The 16,077-nt window shown below is 72.7% G+C and carries 14 protein-coding genes and 1 pseudogene; 1 reads left to right on the top strand and 14 read right to left on the bottom strand.

The window, feature by feature from the left end:
- Window positions 1–135 precede the first annotated feature (135 nt).
- Window positions 136–1,329 carry a class I SAM-dependent methyltransferase gene (locus K8F61_RS17830; protein WP_231820138.1) on the top strand — a complete coding sequence of 398 codons (1,194 nt, stop codon included), beginning with the start codon at window positions 136–138 and terminating at the stop codon, window positions 1,327–1,329.
- A gap of 115 nt (window positions 1,330–1,444) precedes the next feature.
- On the opposite strand, the gene K8F61_RS17825 is transcribed toward K8F61_RS17830, so the two are convergent.
- From K8F61_RS17825 to K8F61_RS17760, 14 genes and pseudogenes are all read right to left on the bottom strand, one after another.
- Window positions 1,445–2,740 (bottom strand): hypothetical protein, encoded by a 1,296-nt coding sequence (locus tag K8F61_RS17825; RefSeq protein WP_231820137.1) that lies wholly within the window; start codon window positions 2,738–2,740, stop codon window positions 1,445–1,447.
- 12 nt (window positions 2,741–2,752) lie between these two features.
- Window positions 2,753–3,157: a hypothetical protein gene (locus K8F61_RS17820; protein ID WP_067242188.1), complete on the bottom strand. Its 405-nt coding sequence runs from the start codon at window positions 3,155–3,157 to the stop codon at window positions 2,753–2,755.
- Window positions 3,154–4,314, bottom strand: coding sequence for a tRNA (adenosine(37)-N6)-threonylcarbamoyltransferase complex transferase subunit TsaD (gene tsaD / locus K8F61_RS17815; protein ID WP_231820136.1), 1,161 nt, complete (start codon window positions 4,312–4,314; stop codon window positions 3,154–3,156). The genes K8F61_RS17820 and tsaD overlap by 4 nt, the downstream gene beginning before the upstream one ends.
- On the bottom strand, window positions 4,311–4,826 hold the full coding sequence (gene rimI / locus K8F61_RS17810) for a ribosomal protein S18-alanine N-acetyltransferase (protein WP_219085634.1): 516 nt from the start codon (window positions 4,824–4,826) through the stop codon (window positions 4,311–4,313). Before rimI ends, tsaD begins: the two co-directional genes overlap by 4 nt.
- Window positions 4,820–5,455, bottom strand: a complete 636-nt coding sequence (gene tsaB, locus K8F61_RS17805; RefSeq protein WP_067242179.1) for a tRNA (adenosine(37)-N6)-threonylcarbamoyltransferase complex dimerization subunit type 1 TsaB — start codon at window positions 5,453–5,455, stop codon at window positions 4,820–4,822. Before tsaB ends, rimI begins: the two co-directional genes overlap by 7 nt.
- Window positions 5,456–5,538: 83 nt before the next feature.
- On the bottom strand, window positions 5,539–5,979 hold the full coding sequence (gene tsaE / locus K8F61_RS17800) for a tRNA (adenosine(37)-N6)-threonylcarbamoyltransferase complex ATPase subunit type 1 TsaE (RefSeq protein ID WP_231821576.1): 441 nt from the start codon (window positions 5,977–5,979) through the stop codon (window positions 5,539–5,541).
- A gap of 50 nt (window positions 5,980–6,029) precedes the next feature.
- A complete protein-coding gene (gene alr / locus K8F61_RS17795) occupies window positions 6,030–7,136 on the bottom strand; it encodes an alanine racemase (protein WP_231820135.1) in 1,107 nt (368 codons plus the stop codon).
- Between the two features lie 119 nt (window positions 7,137–7,255).
- Window positions 7,256–7,603, bottom strand: a pseudogene (locus K8F61_RS17790) (holo-ACP synthase); the annotation flags it as partial.
- A gap of 155 nt (window positions 7,604–7,758) precedes the next feature.
- Window positions 7,759–9,606: a glutamine--fructose-6-phosphate transaminase (isomerizing) gene (gene glmS / locus K8F61_RS17785; protein ID WP_231820134.1), complete on the bottom strand. Its 1,848-nt coding sequence runs from the start codon at window positions 9,604–9,606 to the stop codon at window positions 7,759–7,761.
- Window positions 9,607–9,856: 250 nt separating this feature from the next.
- The gene (gene coaA, locus K8F61_RS17780) at window positions 9,857–10,807 is read right to left on the bottom strand and encodes a type I pantothenate kinase (protein WP_067242233.1); all 951 of its coding nucleotides are present in this window, start codon (window positions 10,805–10,807) and stop codon (window positions 9,857–9,859) included.
- 80 nt (window positions 10,808–10,887) lie between these two features.
- A complete protein-coding gene (locus K8F61_RS17775; protein WP_067242169.1) occupies window positions 10,888–12,372 on the bottom strand; it encodes an ABC transporter substrate-binding protein in 1,485 nt (494 codons plus the stop codon).
- A 40-nt stretch (window positions 12,373–12,412) separates the two neighbouring features.
- Complete coding sequence (locus K8F61_RS17770; protein ID WP_219085624.1) at window positions 12,413–13,309, bottom strand: ATP-binding cassette domain-containing protein; 897 nt, start codon at window positions 13,307–13,309, stop codon at window positions 12,413–12,415.
- Between the two features lies 1 nt (window position 13,310).
- Window positions 13,311–15,104, bottom strand: a complete 1,794-nt coding sequence (locus tag K8F61_RS17765) for a dipeptide/oligopeptide/nickel ABC transporter permease/ATP-binding protein (protein ID WP_231820133.1) — start codon at window positions 15,102–15,104, stop codon at window positions 13,311–13,313.
- Window positions 15,091–16,077, bottom strand: a complete 987-nt coding sequence (locus K8F61_RS17760) for an ABC transporter permease (protein WP_231820132.1) — start codon at window positions 16,075–16,077, stop codon at window positions 15,091–15,093. The genes K8F61_RS17765 and K8F61_RS17760 overlap by 14 nt, the downstream gene beginning before the upstream one ends.

Here is a 16,077-nt window from a genome sequence, read left to right as displayed (position 1 = left end):
ACCTCTTTCTCGACGGTTCAAGACTCGTTAGCACCCTCAACCCGAGAGTGCTAATCACAGTGTAGGCGCAAGGCTGGCACTCGCGCAATGCGAGTGCCAGCCTCGGCGGATGCGGCAGGCCCCTAGGCTGGGCAGGTGGAGATGCCCGAGCTGACCGCCCTGCTCACCCCCGAGGGGCTGCGCCTGCTGGACGAGCTCGGCCCGGTGGAGACGACGGGCGAGGCCGCCGCCGCGGTGTCGCGGCTCCGCGGAGCCGGGCACGGTCCGGATCTCGTGGCCGCCGTCGTCGGCCAAGCGCATCTCCGCGCCAAAGCTCGGACGAAGTTCGGGCCGTTCGCGGACCGGATGCTGTTCACCCGCGCCGGGCTCGAACAGGCCACCCGGCTGTCCGTGGCGGCACGGCACGCCGGACGCCTGCGAACCGCAGGGATCGCCCACGTCACCGACCTCGGCTGCGGCATCGGCGGAGACGCGCTGGCCTTCGCCGCCGCGGGCCTGCGCGTGACCGCGGTCGATGCCGACGAGATCACGGCGGCGCTGGCCGCCTTCAACCTGGCGCCCTTCGGCGCGGACGCCGAGGTGCGGCACGCCCGAGCCGAGGAGATCCCGCTGAGCGGCGATCCGGGCGAGGCGGCGTGGCTCGACCCCGCCCGGCGCACGGCGGGTCACACCGAGACCCGCCGCGTGGCGGCCGCCGACTACTCCCCTCCCCTGGACTGGGTGTTCGCTCTCGCGGAGAGGATGCCGACCGGGGTCAAGCTCGGCCCCGGGCACGACCGCGACGCCCTGCCGCGCGAGGCCGAGGCGCAGTGGGTGAGCGTGGACGGCAGCGTCGTGGAGCTCGTGCTGTGGGCCGGCGGCCTGGAACGCGAGGGGGTGCGCCGTGCGGCGATGGTCATCCGGGGGGAGAGCACGCACGAGCTCACCGCTCCCGCCGACTCCGCGGACGCGGAGGTGCGCCCGCTCGGCGCCTACCTCCACGAGCCGGACGGCGCTGTGATCCGCGCCCGACTCATCGGGGATCTGGCGCGACGCACCGGAGCCGGGATGCTGGACGAGCACATCGCGTACCTCACGTCCGACGATCCCCTCTCCTCCCCCTTCGCGGCGAGCTTCCGGGTGCGCGAGGTGCTGCCCCTGCACGCGAAGACGATCTCGGCGGCGCTCAAGGCGGCCGGCGTCGGAACCCTGGAGATCAAGAAGCGCGGCGTCGACATCGATCCCGCAGCGTTCCGCCGGAAGCTGACGCTGCGCGGGAAGGGCTCGGCGACGCTCATCCTCGTCCGCATCGGCGACCGGCGCCACGCCGTCCTCGCCGACCGCGTCTGATCCTCCCTCGTTCCGCTCCCCTCGCTCCGTCGTCGAGTGGTCAGTTTTTGTGGGTTCCGCGCGCCTCAACCCACAGAAACTGACCACTCGACAGAAGGGGCGGGCGGGGAGGGGGTCAGAGGCGGGGACCCCAGGCGGTCGAGGGATCGGCCTGCCGGGTGATCGTCAGCACCGCCCCGGACATCGGGTCGTTCAGCACCTCGAGGAGAGCCGCCTCCCGGGTCGGGGTCGCGGGGACCGACATGCGCAGGAGGAGGACCGGACCGATCCCGGTGCTCTCGCCGTCACGCCCACGCACGACGATCGCTTCGCACCCGAGACGGGGCTCGTCGCCCTCCTCCAGCACGAGGCACAGTGTGCCGTCCTGCCTGTTCGCGAGCCAGACCGGGGCGTCGTCCAGGTGCCCCAGGAGAGTCGGCGGATAGGTGATGTCGAGAGCCTCGCGGATCCGTTCTGCCGCAGCCTCGCGCTCGCGATACCACGTGCCCGGATCCGCGTTCGAGTTCCGTTGGCCGGACACCGTGGCCAACGGCACCCCGAGCCGGGTCAGCGTGACCGTCCCCCAGAAGTACGTGCTCAGGGAATCGTCGCCCGGATGGGAGGCGTCGTTCGCAGGGCGATCCGGCCGCACCTCCGCGGAAACGGTCAGGCTGCCCTTCGTCACACTGGCCCGGGGAAGACACTGCATGCCGGGCCCCTGCCCAGGGACCTCCAGGATCGCGCAAGACAGCTCCCCGCCCTTGCGGGTCACATACCAGAGCAGCGCCCCCTCCTCCGCGGGATCCTCATCCTCGAACGGGCTGCTCTCGGCGAGAAGGACGAGCGAGCCGCCGTCGATGTCGTCGAGTCCGTTCAGCGCCTCGAGCACGGCCTCCCGCCGCTCCTCGTGCGCCGCGGTCATCGGCAGCGCCACATCGGGCGCGCGGGGCACGGACCAGCCGATCGCGAGGCCCGCCGCCACGAGTGCCGCGGCGGCCGTGACGAGCACGCGAGGACGCCGCCACCGGCCGGCAATCGCGCGGTCCGCGAGCAGCGCCCGCCAGCGGGAGGGCGGAGCCGTCTCGCCGAGGACGTGCGGCGGACCGATCGAGGAGGATCCCGGATCCGCCGCCACCGTCACCGGATCGCTCCCGGGTTCCTTCGGCACGGCGAGGACGTGCGGCGCCCCCGTCGTCGCCGCGTCCTCCGCCACCGCGGACGCGAACCATGCCTCCGGTCCCGGTGCGGGTCCCTCGCCCGGCGCCGCGGTGTCCACGACCGCGCTGACCTCCGGCCCTGCCGGGACCACGCGACGCCGCTGCAGGTCCCGAAGCCGGTCCGCCTCCGCGGGGCTCAACGGCGTCGGCCCCCGGCCGTAGGCGCGCTCCTGCAGCGCCCGCCGTTCGCGCTCCTCGTCGAGCCCGTCGCCCATCGGATCGCTCCGCTACCCGAGCAGCCCCGCCGCGAAGGCGGCCCAGAGGAGCCAGCCGGCGCTGTAGACGGTGGCGACAGAACCCAACACGAGCGCCCAGACCGACATCGCCCGGCTCTCCACCGGGCGGCGCAGGCACATGATCGCCGAGACCACGGCGATGATCGCGACCGGGATCCCCCACCCCACGAACAGGGACGCGGCGAGCGCGACGATCGCCGCGAGCAAGGCCCAGGGCGCCAGGCGGGCATCGTCACCCCGGCGCACCGCGCCGGTCGCGGTCGAGGGCTCCCAGACGGCTCCGGTGGGGACGGCCCCCTCGTCGTGCAGATCCGGGCCGCTCTCCACCGTCACCGGCGACGGCGCCGTCGGCAGCTTGGAGAACCGTTCCGGGGCTCCGTCGCCCGGCGTCGTCATCCGCCTGCCCCGGTGTCGGCCCCGATGCCCGCCCCGGTGTCGGCCCCAATGCCCGCCCCGGTGTCGGCCCCGGCGGCGACCCCGGGTGCGGCGCCCGGCGCCGAGGACGCGACCTGGATCTCGGTCACCGGCAGGGTGGAGTCGGCGCCGAAGGCGAGCGTGGACGGCGCACGCCCGGACGCGATGAGCTCGGCGGCCAGCGCCGCGATCATGGCTCCGTTGTCGGTGCACAGGCTCAGCGGAGGGATCCGCACGGTCACGCCCGCCGCCGCGGCGCGCTCGATCGTCTGCTCGCGCAGTCGCCGGTTCGCGATCACGCCGCCGCCGAGGAGCAGGCGGGGGACGCCGCGGTCCGCGCAGGCGGCGAGCGCCTTCGTCACGAGCACGTCGACGACCGCCTCACGGAAGCTCGCCGCCACATCCGCGACCGGGACCACCACGCCGTCGGCGCTCGCGCGCTCGATCCAGCGGGCCACCGCCGTCTTCAGGCCCGAGAACGAGAAGTCGTAGCGGTGCCGCTCCAGGTCCGACGCCCGGGACAGGCCGCGGGGGAACGCGATGGCCCGCGGATCCCCGCCCGCGGCCGCGCGGTCGATCTCGGGTCCGCCGGGATACGGCAGTCCGAGCAGGCGCGCGACCTTGTCGAAGGCCTCGCCGGCGGCGTCGTCCACCGTCTCGCCGAGCAGCTCGACGTCGGTGGTGAGGTCGCGCACGTGCAGGAGCGACGTGTGACCGCCGCTCACCAGCAGGGCGATCGTGGGGTACTCCAGCGGCGGCGCATCGGCGTCGAGGATGTCCGCGGCGATGTGCCCGACGAGGTGGTTCACGGCGTAGAGCGGCGTACCGAGCGAGACCGCCAGCCCCTTGGCGGCACCGATCCCGACCATGAGCGCGCCCGCCAGCCCCGGGCCGCTCGTGACGGCCACCGCGTCCAGGTCCGTCAACCGGACCCCGGCCTCGTCGAGGGCGCGTTCGATCGACGGCTGCAACGCCTCCAGGTGCGCGCGCGCCGCCACCTCCGGCACCACACCGCCGTAGCGGGCGTGCTCGTCCATGCTGGAGGCGATCGTGTTGGACAGCAGGGTGCGTCCGCGGACGATGCCGATCCCGGTCTCGTCGCAGCTCGTCTCGATGCCGAGGACGAGGGGCTCGCTCATGCCGACTCCTTCCGGTCGCTCGGCGCGGCGTCCGCGGTCGTCTGAGCGGCGCGGGACCGGAGGTCCAGGCGCATCACCACGGCGTCCACGTCGTCGGGCTGGTAGTAGTGCGCGCGGCGTCCGATCTCGTCGAAGCCCTCCGACGCGTAGAGCGCGGCGGCCACGGGGTTGTCGGCGCGGACCTCGAGGAAGACCTCACTCGCCCCCCGCTCCTCGGCCTGCGCCAGGAGCGCACGCAGCAGCGCACGGCCCCGCCCCGCGCCCCGATGCCGCGCATCCAGGGCGATCGTCTGGATGTCGGCGTCCCGGGAGCCGCGCAGCGCCCGCACTCCCCCATAGCCGACGATCCGCTCGCCCGCCGCATCCGGCTCGACGACGACGAGGTAGCTGCCGTGCGGGGAGGCCAGCTCGGCGGCCATCGCCTCCGCGCTCCAGGCGTCGCGGGGGAACGAGGCCTGCTCGATCGCCATGATCGCGTCGAGGTCGTCCGGGGAGGCCGGCCGGATCATGATCCGACCCGTTTCGGCGCGCTCGGGATCCGGGCGTCCGGCGCCCGCAGGTACAGCGGCTCGGCGCCCGCGAGGGTGCGTCCGGCGGCGACGGCCCGGGCGCCGACACGGGCGAGGGAGACCGCGGACAGCTCGGTCGCGGTGATCTGGCGGAGCGCCCCCAGACGCGCGTCGACCTCCTCGCGGGGGACGAGCACGGTATCCACCACGACGTGCGGGATCCCGTCGACGTCGAGCCCCTCGAAGACCGTCACCGCGGACTCACGACGGCGCGCATCGGTGAGGATCGCGAACGGCTCGCTCGGCTTCTCTTCGCGGATGACGGAGAGGGCGGCGGCGAGATGGCTGGGCACGGGGACCACGGGGACGCCTCGGCCGAGGGCGAACGCGCGGGCCGCGGCGATCCCGATCCGCAGCCCGGTGAACGGCCCCGGCCCCATGCCCGCGACCACGTGCGTGAGCGGGTCGTCGGGCGCCTCCGCCTGGGCGGCGGCGAGCGCGTCCTGCAGCATCGTTCCGATGACCTCGGCGTGCCCGAGGGCGTTTCGTTCCCCGAGCTCGGCCAGGGTCGATCCGTCACGGCCGAGGAGGGCGACGGCCGAGCCCAGGGACGTGTCGACGGCGAGGATCACCCCTCCAGGGTAGTCTCCGCCGCCGCCCGCCGACGCCGGGACGATCCGGTGCCGGCCGGATCCGCGCGCCCGGGTCGGCGGGGTCAGCGGCCGCCGCGGCGGATCGTCACGACCCTCGGGGCGTCCGCGTCCAGGTCCTCGTCCGCGACGTCGTCCCGTGCCCCGGCTCCGGCCCCGACCGGCCGCTCCAGCTCGATGTCCCACCAGGAGTCGGCCAGGTCCTCGGCGATCCCGCGCCCCCACTCCACGACGACCACCGAACCGGCGGCGTCGACGTCGAGATCGTCGAGCTCCGCCGCGGACCCCAGACGGTACGCGTCCATGTGCACGAGCGGGGCGCGCCCGACCAGGGAGGGGTGCGTCCGGGCCAGCACGAACGTCGGGCTCTGCACGGGACCGCGCACTCCCAGCCCCTCGGCGAGGCCGCGCGTGAAGGTCGTCTTCCCCGCGCCGAGCGGACCGGTGAGGATCAGCACGTCCCCGGCTTCCAGACCGCCGCCGATCGCGCGCCCGAGCGCCTCCATGTCCTCGGCCGTCGCGATCTCGTGGCGTCCGAGCAGGGTGTCCGAGACGCTCACGAGACCGTCCGCCGCGGCACCCGGGGGCCGATCCGGGTGACGATCTCGTAGTTGATGGTGCCCGCCGCGTCCGCCCAGGTCGTGGCGGACGGATGACCGAGGGTGGGATCCCCGAACAGGATCGCCTCGTCGCCGACGGCGACGGCGTGGTCGCCGACGTCCACGACGAACTGGTCCATCGCGATCCGTCCGGCCACCGGGAAGCGCCGTCCGCCGATGAGGACCGGCCCGCGTCCCGACGCCTGCCTCGGGATCCCGTCGGCGTAGCCCAGCGGGATCAGGGCGAGGGTGGTCTCCTGGGCGGTGCGGTGGTCGTACCCGTAGGAGACGCCCTGCCCGGCGGGGACGCGGCGCACGGCCGCGACGGCGGCCCGCAGCGTCATCGCGGGGCGCAGGCCCAGGTCCGCGGACGAGCGGTCGTCGAACGGCGACAGCCCGTACAGGCCGATGCCGATGCGCACGGCGTCGAGGCGGGTCTCCGGCAGGTCGATCGCCGCCGCGGTGGCCGCGAGGTGGCGGATCTCCGGTCGCACGCCCGCGGCCTCGGCCTGCGCACAGCCGCGCTCGAAGGCGGCGAGGGCGGCCAGGTCGTCCGCGGGCGACGTGTTGGAGACGTGGCTGAACAGGCCCACGATCCGGATCCGACCGATCCGCTCCAGCCGTGCGGCCTCCGCGAGCACGCGCTCCCAGGCGGCGGGCGCCACGCCGTTGCGGGACAGGCCGGTCTCGAGCTTCAGGTGGACTCCGACCGGGGTCCGCGCCGAGGCGGCGGCCGCGGCGGCCTCGAGCTGGTCGAAGGAGGAGATGCCGATCTCGATGCCCGCCTCGGCGGCGTCGTCGAAACGGCGCCGCGGGGCGTGCAGCCAGGCGAGCACGGGCGCGTTGACGCCCTCTCGGCGCAACGCCAGCGCCTCGTCGACCGTGGCCACGCCCAGCCGGGTCGCGCCGCCGGCGAGCGCCGCGACGGCTGCCGACGCGGCTCCGTGCCCGTAGGCGTTCGCCTTGATCACGCCGATGACGTCGGTGCCGGTCATCCGGCGCAGCTGACGGGTGTTGTCGCTGATCGCGTCCAGGTCGATCACGGCTTCGCGGAACAGGGTCATGGTCTGCCCTCCCTCGGCGGATCGTCCACAGTATCGGCGCGAGACCCCCTCTGCCCGCCGGGACCCCCTCCTGCAGGCGCTTCTCCCGGGGGGTGTGGGCGGCCGGAGGGGGTATCGGTCCCCTCCGCGACGACGAACGCGGCGGCCAGGCCCGCGTCGTGGCTGAGCGTGAGGTGCACCGTGGAGATGCCCCGTTCCCGGACGACCTCGGCGGTGGTGCCGGTGAGCACGAAGTAGGGGCGGCCCGACTCCTCCGAGGCGATCTCGATCTCCGTCCAGTGCACGCCGTCCGATCCGCCCAGGGCCTTGATCAGCGCTTCCTTCGCGGCGTAGCGCGCGGCGAGCGACGCCAGCCGCAGCGACCGCTCGGCCGGAGCGAAGAGCCGCTCGGACAACCGGGGGGTCCGCGTCATCGTCTGCTCGAACCGCGCGATGTCCACGATGTCGATGCCGGTGCCGATGATCACCGGTTCAGCCTACTCGCGCCCGCCCCGCCCTCCCCCGGCTCCCGTCGCACCGCCGCCCCGGCCGAGTGGTCAGAAAGTGTGGGTTGTCGCGCCGTGAACCCACAGTTTCTGACCACTCGGCACCGCGCGCAGGTGCGGCGCTCGAGGGGCCGGGGTCACTCGACCGTGACGGACTTGGCGAGGTTGCGCGGCTGATCCACGTCCAGCCCCTTCGCCGTGGCGAGCGCCATCGCGAAGATCTGCAGCGGCACGACGGCGAGGATCGGCTCGAACAGCGGCTCGGCCAGAGGGATCCGGATCACCTCGTCCGCGAAGGGCAGGACCGCCGCGTCCCCCTCCTCCGCGATGACGATCACCCGGGCGCCGCGCGCACGGATCTCCTGGATGTTGGAGATCACCTTCGCATGCACGAGGGACGAGTGACGCGGCGAGGGGACGATCACGAACACCGGCTGCCCCGGCTCGATGAGAGCGATCGGGCCGTGCTTGAGCTCGCCCGCGGCGAAGCCCTCCGCGTGGATGTAGGAGATCTCCTTGAGCTTGAGCGCGCCCTCCAGGGCGATCGGATAGCCGACGTGACGGCCGAGGAACAGCACCGAACGGGTGTCGGCCATCCATCCCGCCAGCTGTGCCACGTGCGCCTGCTCCGACTCCAGGACGCGGGCGAGCTTGCCCGGGAGCGCCTCCAGCTCGGCGACGTCGCGTGCGGCGTCCGACGACAGCGTCCCGCGGACGCGCCCCATGTGCAGGCCCAGCAGCTCCAGGGCCGTGATCTGGGCGACGAAGGCCTTGGTCGACGCCACCGCGACCTCCGGTCCCGCGTGCGTGTAGACGACCGCGTCGGACTCCCGCGGGATCGTCGCCCCCTGGGTGTTACAGATCGACAGGGTCCGCGCGCCGCGCTCCCGCGCGTACTTGACCGCCATCAGGGTGTCCATGGTCTCGCCGGACTGGCTGATCGAGACCACGAGCGTGCGGTCCCCGATCACCGGGTCCCGGTACCGGAACTCGTGCGCGAGCTCGACGTCCACGGGCACGCGCGCCCACTGCTCGATCGCGTACTTGCCGACCATCCCGGCGTACGACGCCGTGCCGCACGCGGTGACGATGACCCGGTCGACGTCGCGCAGCAGGTCGTCCATGCCCTCGAGCTCCGGGATCACGACCTCTCCGTCGCGGACGCGCCCGCGGATCGTGTTCGCGACCGCCTCCGGCTCCTCCGAGACCTCCTTGGCCATGAAGCTGGGCCATCCGCCCTTCTCCGCGGCGGCCGCGTCCCACGACACCTCGAACGGCTCGGCCTCGACGACCGTGCCGTCGAAGTCGGTGACGGTCACCTGGCCGGGCGTGATCGCGACGATCTGGTCCTGCCCGATCGCGAGGGCGCGACGGGTGTGCTCCACGAAGGCGGCCACGTCGGAGCCGAGGAAGTTCTCCCCCTCGCCCAGCCCGATCACGAGCGGCGAGTTGCGGCGGGCCCCGACGACGAGGTCCGGCTCGTCCTGATGCACGGCCAGCAGGGTGAAGGCCCCCTCGAGGCGTCCGACGACGGCGCGGAACGCCTCCTGGAGGTCGCCCGTGCGGGCGTGCTCGCGCCCGAGCAGGGCCGCGGCGACCTCGGTGTCGGTCTCGCTGCGGAAGGTCACGCCCTCCGCGGCGAGCTCGGCGCGCAGCGCCGCGAAGTTCTCGATGATGCCGTTGTGGATGAGCGCGAGGCGCCCCTCGTCGGCGAGGTGCGGATGCGCGTTGACGTCCGTCGGGCCGCCGTGCGTCGCCCACCGGGTGTGCCCGATCCCGGTCGTCCCGGAAGGGAGCGGATGCGCGTCGAGCTCGTCGCGCAACACGCCGAGCTTCCCGGCCTTCTTCGCGCTGGAGAGCGTCCCGTCCTCCGTGATCACGGCGATCCCGGCCGAGTCGTAGCCGCGGTACTCCAGGCGAGCGAGCCCGGCGAGGAGGATGTCCTGGCTCGGACGCGAGCCGACGTAACCGACGATTCCACACATGCGGTCCAGAGTAAGCGGCGCCTTTTGCGCAGGTTCTGAACGAATGGAGCGTGCTCGTGCGGATCGGAGCCACCCGCCGAGGCGCTCGCCCGATCTGCACACATCACCCCGATCCGCACACCGAATCGCGCAAGACGTGTGCAGATCGGGACCGGGTGTGCAGATCGGGACCGGGTGTGCAGATCGGGGCCGGACGCAGATCGGGGACGGACGGAGGCAGGAGCCGGGCGGGCACCGGCTCGGCCCGGGGTCAGAGCTTGCGGAGCAGGACGCTCTCGACGGAGTGGTCCGCCCCCTTGTTCAGCACGAGCGAGGCGCGATGGCGGGTGGGCTGGACGTTCTCGACGAGGTTCGGCAGGTTGATCTCGTTCCAGTAGCCCATGGCGGTGGTCACGGCCTCGTCGTCGGTGAGGTGCGCGAAGACGTTGAAGAACGAGCTCGGGTTCGCGAAGGCGCCCTTGCGCAGGGCGAGGAAGCGCTCGACGTACCACTGGGCGATGTGATCCGGATCCGCGTCGACGTAGACGGAGAAGTCGAACAGGTCGCTGACGGCCACGTCGTTGGGCGCGGGCGGCGGCTGCAGGACGTTGAGCCCCTCGACGATCACGACGTCGGGGCGGCGGACCACCACGTGCGCGTCCGGCACGATGTCGTAGCGGATGTGCGAGTAGAAGGGCGCGCGGGCCTCCTCGGCGCCGCTCTTCACCTTCGTGAGGAACTCGACCAGCGCCCGGCGATCGTACGACTCCGGGAAGCCCTTGCGGTCCATGAGCCCGCGCCGCTCGAGCTCGGCGTTCGGGTAGAGGAAGCCGTCCGTCGTGACGAGCTCCACCCGCGGCGTGCCGGGCCAGCGGCTCATGAGCTCCCGGAGCAGACGGGCGATGGTGGACTTCCCGACCGCGACGGATCCGGCCACGCCGACGACGAAGGGCGTGGTGTCGTCCTCCTCCTGGAGGAAGGTGCTGGTGGCCGCGCCGAGCTTTTTGGTGGAGGTCGCGTAGAGGCTGAGCAGCCGGCTCAGCGGCAGATAGACCTCGCGGACCTCGGTGAGATCCAGCCGATCGCCGATGCCCCGGATCTCCACGACCTCGGTCTCGGACAGGGGCTGGTCCAGGTCGGCCGCCAGGCGCGCCCAGTCCGCTCGGTCGATCCGGCGGTACGGCGACAGCGGCGCGAGGGTCTCGGGACTCACGTCCCCCATCGTAGCCACGCGCGCCGCCGCTCCCGTCCGGTGGTCGGCGGACGGGGACGGCACCATTCGTCCCCGCCCGCCCGTCTCGATCAGATCCGGCGCATCCGGCCCCAGTGCCACCAGGGGATGGAGAAGCCGATCTGGTCCGCCCAGCCGAAGAAGTGCTTGCTGCGCGGGTAGTACATGCCGTACCAGAACAGGGGCACCCACTCCGTGTCGCGGGCCCACACCTCCTGGAGCCGGCGGTAGTGCGCGCCGCGCTCCGCGAGCGTCGTGGCCTCGCGCGCGGCCTCGTAGGCGGCGTCGACGTCGGCGTTGGCGTGGCCGGCCATGTTGTTGCGCCCGGCGCTGGAGTACTTCGTCGCCGTGATCTCCGGATCCGGAGCCATCGAGCCGCCGACGATGATCAGGTCGAACTCCCCGCCCCGCCGGACGATCGAGGCCCAGTCCGGGGAGGACAGGCCGTCGTACGTCACCGCGAACCCGACCGCCTCGAGCTGTCGCGCGACGATCTCGGCGAGCGGCTTGTGCCCGAAGAACATGTCCATGTAGTATAGCCGGATGTCGCCGCGGCTGCCGTTCGCGTCCTTCGTCAGCCCGGCCTCGTCGAGGAGGCGCTCGGCGGCCTCGACGTCGTGCGCCGGCGCCTTGGCCTCGGGGTTGAACGCCCACTCGCTGCTGCCGAGGAGGTAGTGGTCCCACGCCTGCGAGACGCCGGGGTCGCCGAGCCGATCGATCTCGCTGCGGTCGACCGCGTGCGCGATCGCACGACGGGCGCGCTCGTCCTTCCACCGCTCCTGGCGGTGGTTGAAGTCCAGCAGGGCCATGCCCGGCCCTTGGCGGGTCATGATCTCGGCCTCGGAGTCCTCCGGGACCAGGTGCAGGCGGTCGCGGGTGAGTGTGTCCTGCGGCACGATGTGCGCCTCGCCGCGCGCGACCATGCGCACGCACTCGTCCCGGTCCGGCACGATCTTCAGGATCAGCCGGTCGATCGCCGGCTGCGGACCCCAGTGGTCGGGGACCGCCTCCATGATCACGTGCTCCCCGGGCGTCCAGTCGACGAGCCGGAACGGTCCGGATCCGACCGGCTTCAGGTTGTGCGGGTTGGTCGACCAGTCGGTGCCCTCGTAGAGGTGCGCGGGCAGGATGTGGGCGAAGATGAAGTTCCCCAGCAGCACCAGGAACCCCGAGTTGGGCCGGGAAAGGTGGTAGTCGACGGTGTGCCGGTCGACCTCCTCGATGTGATCGACGTCCTGCAGGAACATCGCGCCGGTGTAGCCCATCTCCTTCGCATGGCTGTGGGTGTAGGCCACGTCGTGGGCCGTCAGGGGCGTCCCGTCCTGCCACCGCGCCGCCTTGTTCAGGTGGAACCGCCAGCGCCGCGCGCCGTCGAGGCACTCCCAGTGCGTTGCGAGGTCCGGGAACGGGTTGATCTCGTACCACTCGTTGAGCACGACGCGGTTGTAGATGTTGTTGCACGCCAGGTATCCGGCGCTGCCGGTGGTGTTGCGGTAGACGTCGTTGAACTCGAGGGCGTCGTGGGGTGTGGCCACGATGAAGTCGACGCTCATCATCCTCCTTCTCGGGGAACCCGCCGCGGCTGCGACGGGAGGTTCATGCCTCGGCCGGGCACGGGGCCGCGGGGCTGTCCGGGGTCGGCCAGACCGGCAGCGGCGCGCGCATGCGTGCCCGCTGGAGAGCCGGGTCCGGGACGGGGACCGCGGCCAGCAGGGCGCGGGTGTACGGGTGTGCGGGATCCCCGATGACCTGCGCGGCAGGCCCCGCCTCGACCATCTGACCGCCGTGCATGACGCCGATCCGGTGGGCGAGCTCGGCGACCACGGCCATGTCATGCGACACGAAGAGGTACGAGACGCCGCGCTGGCGCTGGAGGTCCCGGAGCAGCTCCAGGATCTCCGCCTGCACCGACACGTCCAGGGCCGACACCGGCTCGTCCAGGATGATCAGGTCCGGGTCCACGGCGAGCGCCCTGGCGATCGCGATGCGCTGCCGCTGTCCTCCGGAGAACTCGTGCGGGAACCGGTCGACGGCGTCGGCGGGCAGGCGCACCTGGGCGAGGAGCTCGGCGATCTGGCCCGGCCGGTGCGCGAGCCGCTGGATCCGGCGCGGCTCGCGCAGGATGTCGGCGACCGTCATCCGCGGGTCCAGCGACGTGTACGGGTCCTGGAACACGACCGACACCGCCGCCCGGAACCGGCGCCCGGCGGCGCCGCGCACGCCGGTGACGTCGTCCCCGCGGAAGCGGACGCTCCCGGCCGTCGCGCGCTCGAGGCCGAGGATGGTGCGCAGCAACGTGGTCTTCCCGGATCCGGACTCCCCCACGACCGCGAAGGTCTCTCCGGGACGCAGATCCAGAGACACCCCGCAGAGCGCGTGGACGACCGCGCCCCGGCGCCGCGGCCGGAAGTGCGTGACGAGCTCGCGCACCTGCAGCAGGGGCTCGGCCGCCGACGCGGCGTCGGCGGCGGGAACGGGAGTGGGACGATCCATGTCAGGCCTCCTCGATCGCGCCGTGCCGGCTGAGATCGGGCGCGAGCGAGAGGAGCTTGCGCGTGTACTCGTGGGCCGGCGCCGTGAAGATGTCCTGCACGTCGCCGCTCTCGACGATTCGTCCCGCCTGCATCACGACGACGCGATCGGCGATGCCCGCGACCAGGGCGAGGTCGTGCGTGATGAACAGCATCGAGGCGCCGGTGCGCTCGCGCGCCGCGGCCAGGGTCTTCATCACCTGCGCCTGCACCGTCACGTCCAGCGCGGTCGTGGGCTCGTCGGCGATGATGAGGTCGGGATCCATCGCCATCGCCATCGCGATGACCACGCGCTGGCGCATGCCGCCCGAGAGCTGGTGCGGGTAGGAGGCCAGCACTCGTGCCGGGTCCTTGATCGAGACGCCGGTCAGCAGCACCGTCGCCCGCTCGTCGAGCGCCGCCCCGGTGATCCCGGACATCCGGAGCTGGTCGGCGAACTGCCGCCCGATCGTGAGGACCGGGTTCAGCGAGGTGGAGGGATCCTGCAGCACCATGGCGATCCGTCTGCCCCGCAGGCGACGCCACTGCTCGAAACGCAGCTCCATGAGGTCGATGCCGTCGAACCGCAGCTCCCCGCTCGCGACCGCCGTCGGCGGGAGGAGTCCGACGAGCGACAGCGCGGTGAGGGTCTTCCCCGAGCCCGACTCCCCGACGAGCGCCGTCACGCTGCCCGGCGCCAGATCCAGGCTGATCCGGTCGACGACGGCGCGCCCGGAGAACTCGACCGAGAAGTCACGGATCTCGACGAGCCGGCCCGTCTCCGGCGGGGCGGACGCCCGCGGGGTCGCGCCGCGGCGGGTCCGGCGACGGGCGCCCCCCATCGGTCGTGCGTCGAGGGGGTTCACGGGGGCGGACTTCGGGTTCACGGCGTCCCGCAGCCCCTCGCCGATGTAGTTGACCGACAGCACGAGCAGGATGATGAGCAGCCCCGGGAAGTAGAACAGCCACGGCCGCGTCAGCACCGCCGACTGCGCGTCGGCCACGAGGCGGCCGAGCGAGGTGTCCGGAGGCTGGACCCCGAAGCCGAGGAAGGACAGCCCCGTCTCGGCGAGGATCGAGGCGCCGAACAGCAGCGTCGCCGCGACGATGATGTGGTCCGCGACGTTCGGGATGAGGTGGCGGAACATGACGCGGAGGGAGCCCGCTCCCATGGTGCGCGCGGCGTCCACGTACGGCAGCGCCCGGAGCCCGAGGACGACTCCGCGGACCAGGCGCGCCATGGACGTCCACATCAGGACGCCGAGCACGAGCGACAGGGCGAACCAGGACACGCCGCCGGCCGGCACCACGGATCCGAGGAAGGCCGCGATCGCGAGGGTCGGCAGGGTCAGGGTGAGATCGACCAGCCGCATGATCGCGGCGTCGACGGCGGCGCCGAGGTAGCCCGCCACGACGCCGAGGACGGTGCCGATGACGGTGGCCACCACGGTCACGCTGAAGGCGATGAGCAGCGACTGCTGCAGCCCGCGGAGCACCTGGGCGAACTGGTCGCGGCCGAGCTGATCGGTGCCCATCGGGTGCTGCAGGCTGGGGCTCGCCGACAGGTCGGGGGTGATCTGGCCCGCCGCGTACGGCCACAGCGGCGGCACGACGATCGCGACGACGACGAGCAGTGCGAGCACGCCGAGGGCGACGATCCCGGTCCGGTGGCGCAGGAACCGGCGCAGCACGACGCGGAACTGACCGCTGCCGTCCGCCGCGGCCGTCGCGACGAGCTCGGTCTTGGGCGAGAGGTTCGACGGCTCAGTGAGAGACATAGCGCACCCGGGGGTCGAGGACGAGGTAGAGCAGGTCGGCGATCAGGTTGAACAGCACGACGGCGGCCGCGGCGATGAGCAGCCAGGCCATCACCGCGTTCGTGTCCCGCAGCGTGATCGACTCCAGCAGGAAGACGCCCATCCCGCGCCACTGGAACACGGTCTCGGTGATCACGGCGCCGGAGAACAGGGCGGGAAGATCCAGAGCGACGATGGTGACGATGGGCACCAGCGCGGGCCGCACGACATACGACCAGATCACGGTCCGCCGGGGCAGGCCCTTGAGCACGGCGAAGCGGACGTGGTCGCTGCCGAGGCTCTCCGCCACGGCCGTGCGCTGATAGCGGCTCCACACCGCGTAGTGCACGAGAGTGAGGACGATCGTGGGCAGGACGAGGTGGGCGGCGCTGTCCAGGAACGCGGCCAGCGGGTCGGTGGGCGCCGGGATGGACGTCGCCCCGACCGTCGCGAAGATCTGGTATCCGGTCAGCTCGTTGAACCCGATCCCCCACTGCTTGAGCAGGACGGCCAGCCAGAACGAGGGCAGCGCCAGCAGGACGAACGCCGTCGGGGTGAGCACGACGTCGGGCCAGCGCCGCTGCCGCAGCGCCGAGACCGTGCCGGCGAGCACCGCCAGCACGAGGGCGATGACGACGGCGACGCCGACGAGCTGAAGGCTCACGCCGATCCGGCTGCCCAGCTCCGCGCCGATGTCTCTGGCGGGCTGCACCGAGGGGCCGAAGTCCCCCCGGAGCAGTCCGCCGAGCCACAGGACGTAGCGCTGGGCGATCGGGAGATCCAGGCCGAGACGGTGCTCCTCCGCGGAGATCACGCTCTCCGACACGGGCGGCTGGCGATCGCGCAGCTCCGCCAGCGGGTCGCCGGAGACGCCGACGATCACGAAGATGAGCACCGTCGACAGCAGCAGCACCATGAGCGCGCTGCCGAATCGGCGCAGGATCATCCCGACCAT

This window comes from Microbacterium resistens (assembly GCF_021172025.1).
Lineage (GTDB): Bacteria > Actinomycetota > Actinomycetes > Actinomycetales > Microbacteriaceae > Microbacterium > Microbacterium resistens.
The sequence above is the reverse complement of the archived record's forward strand: the minus strand, read 5'-3'. Positions and strand labels throughout refer to the sequence as shown.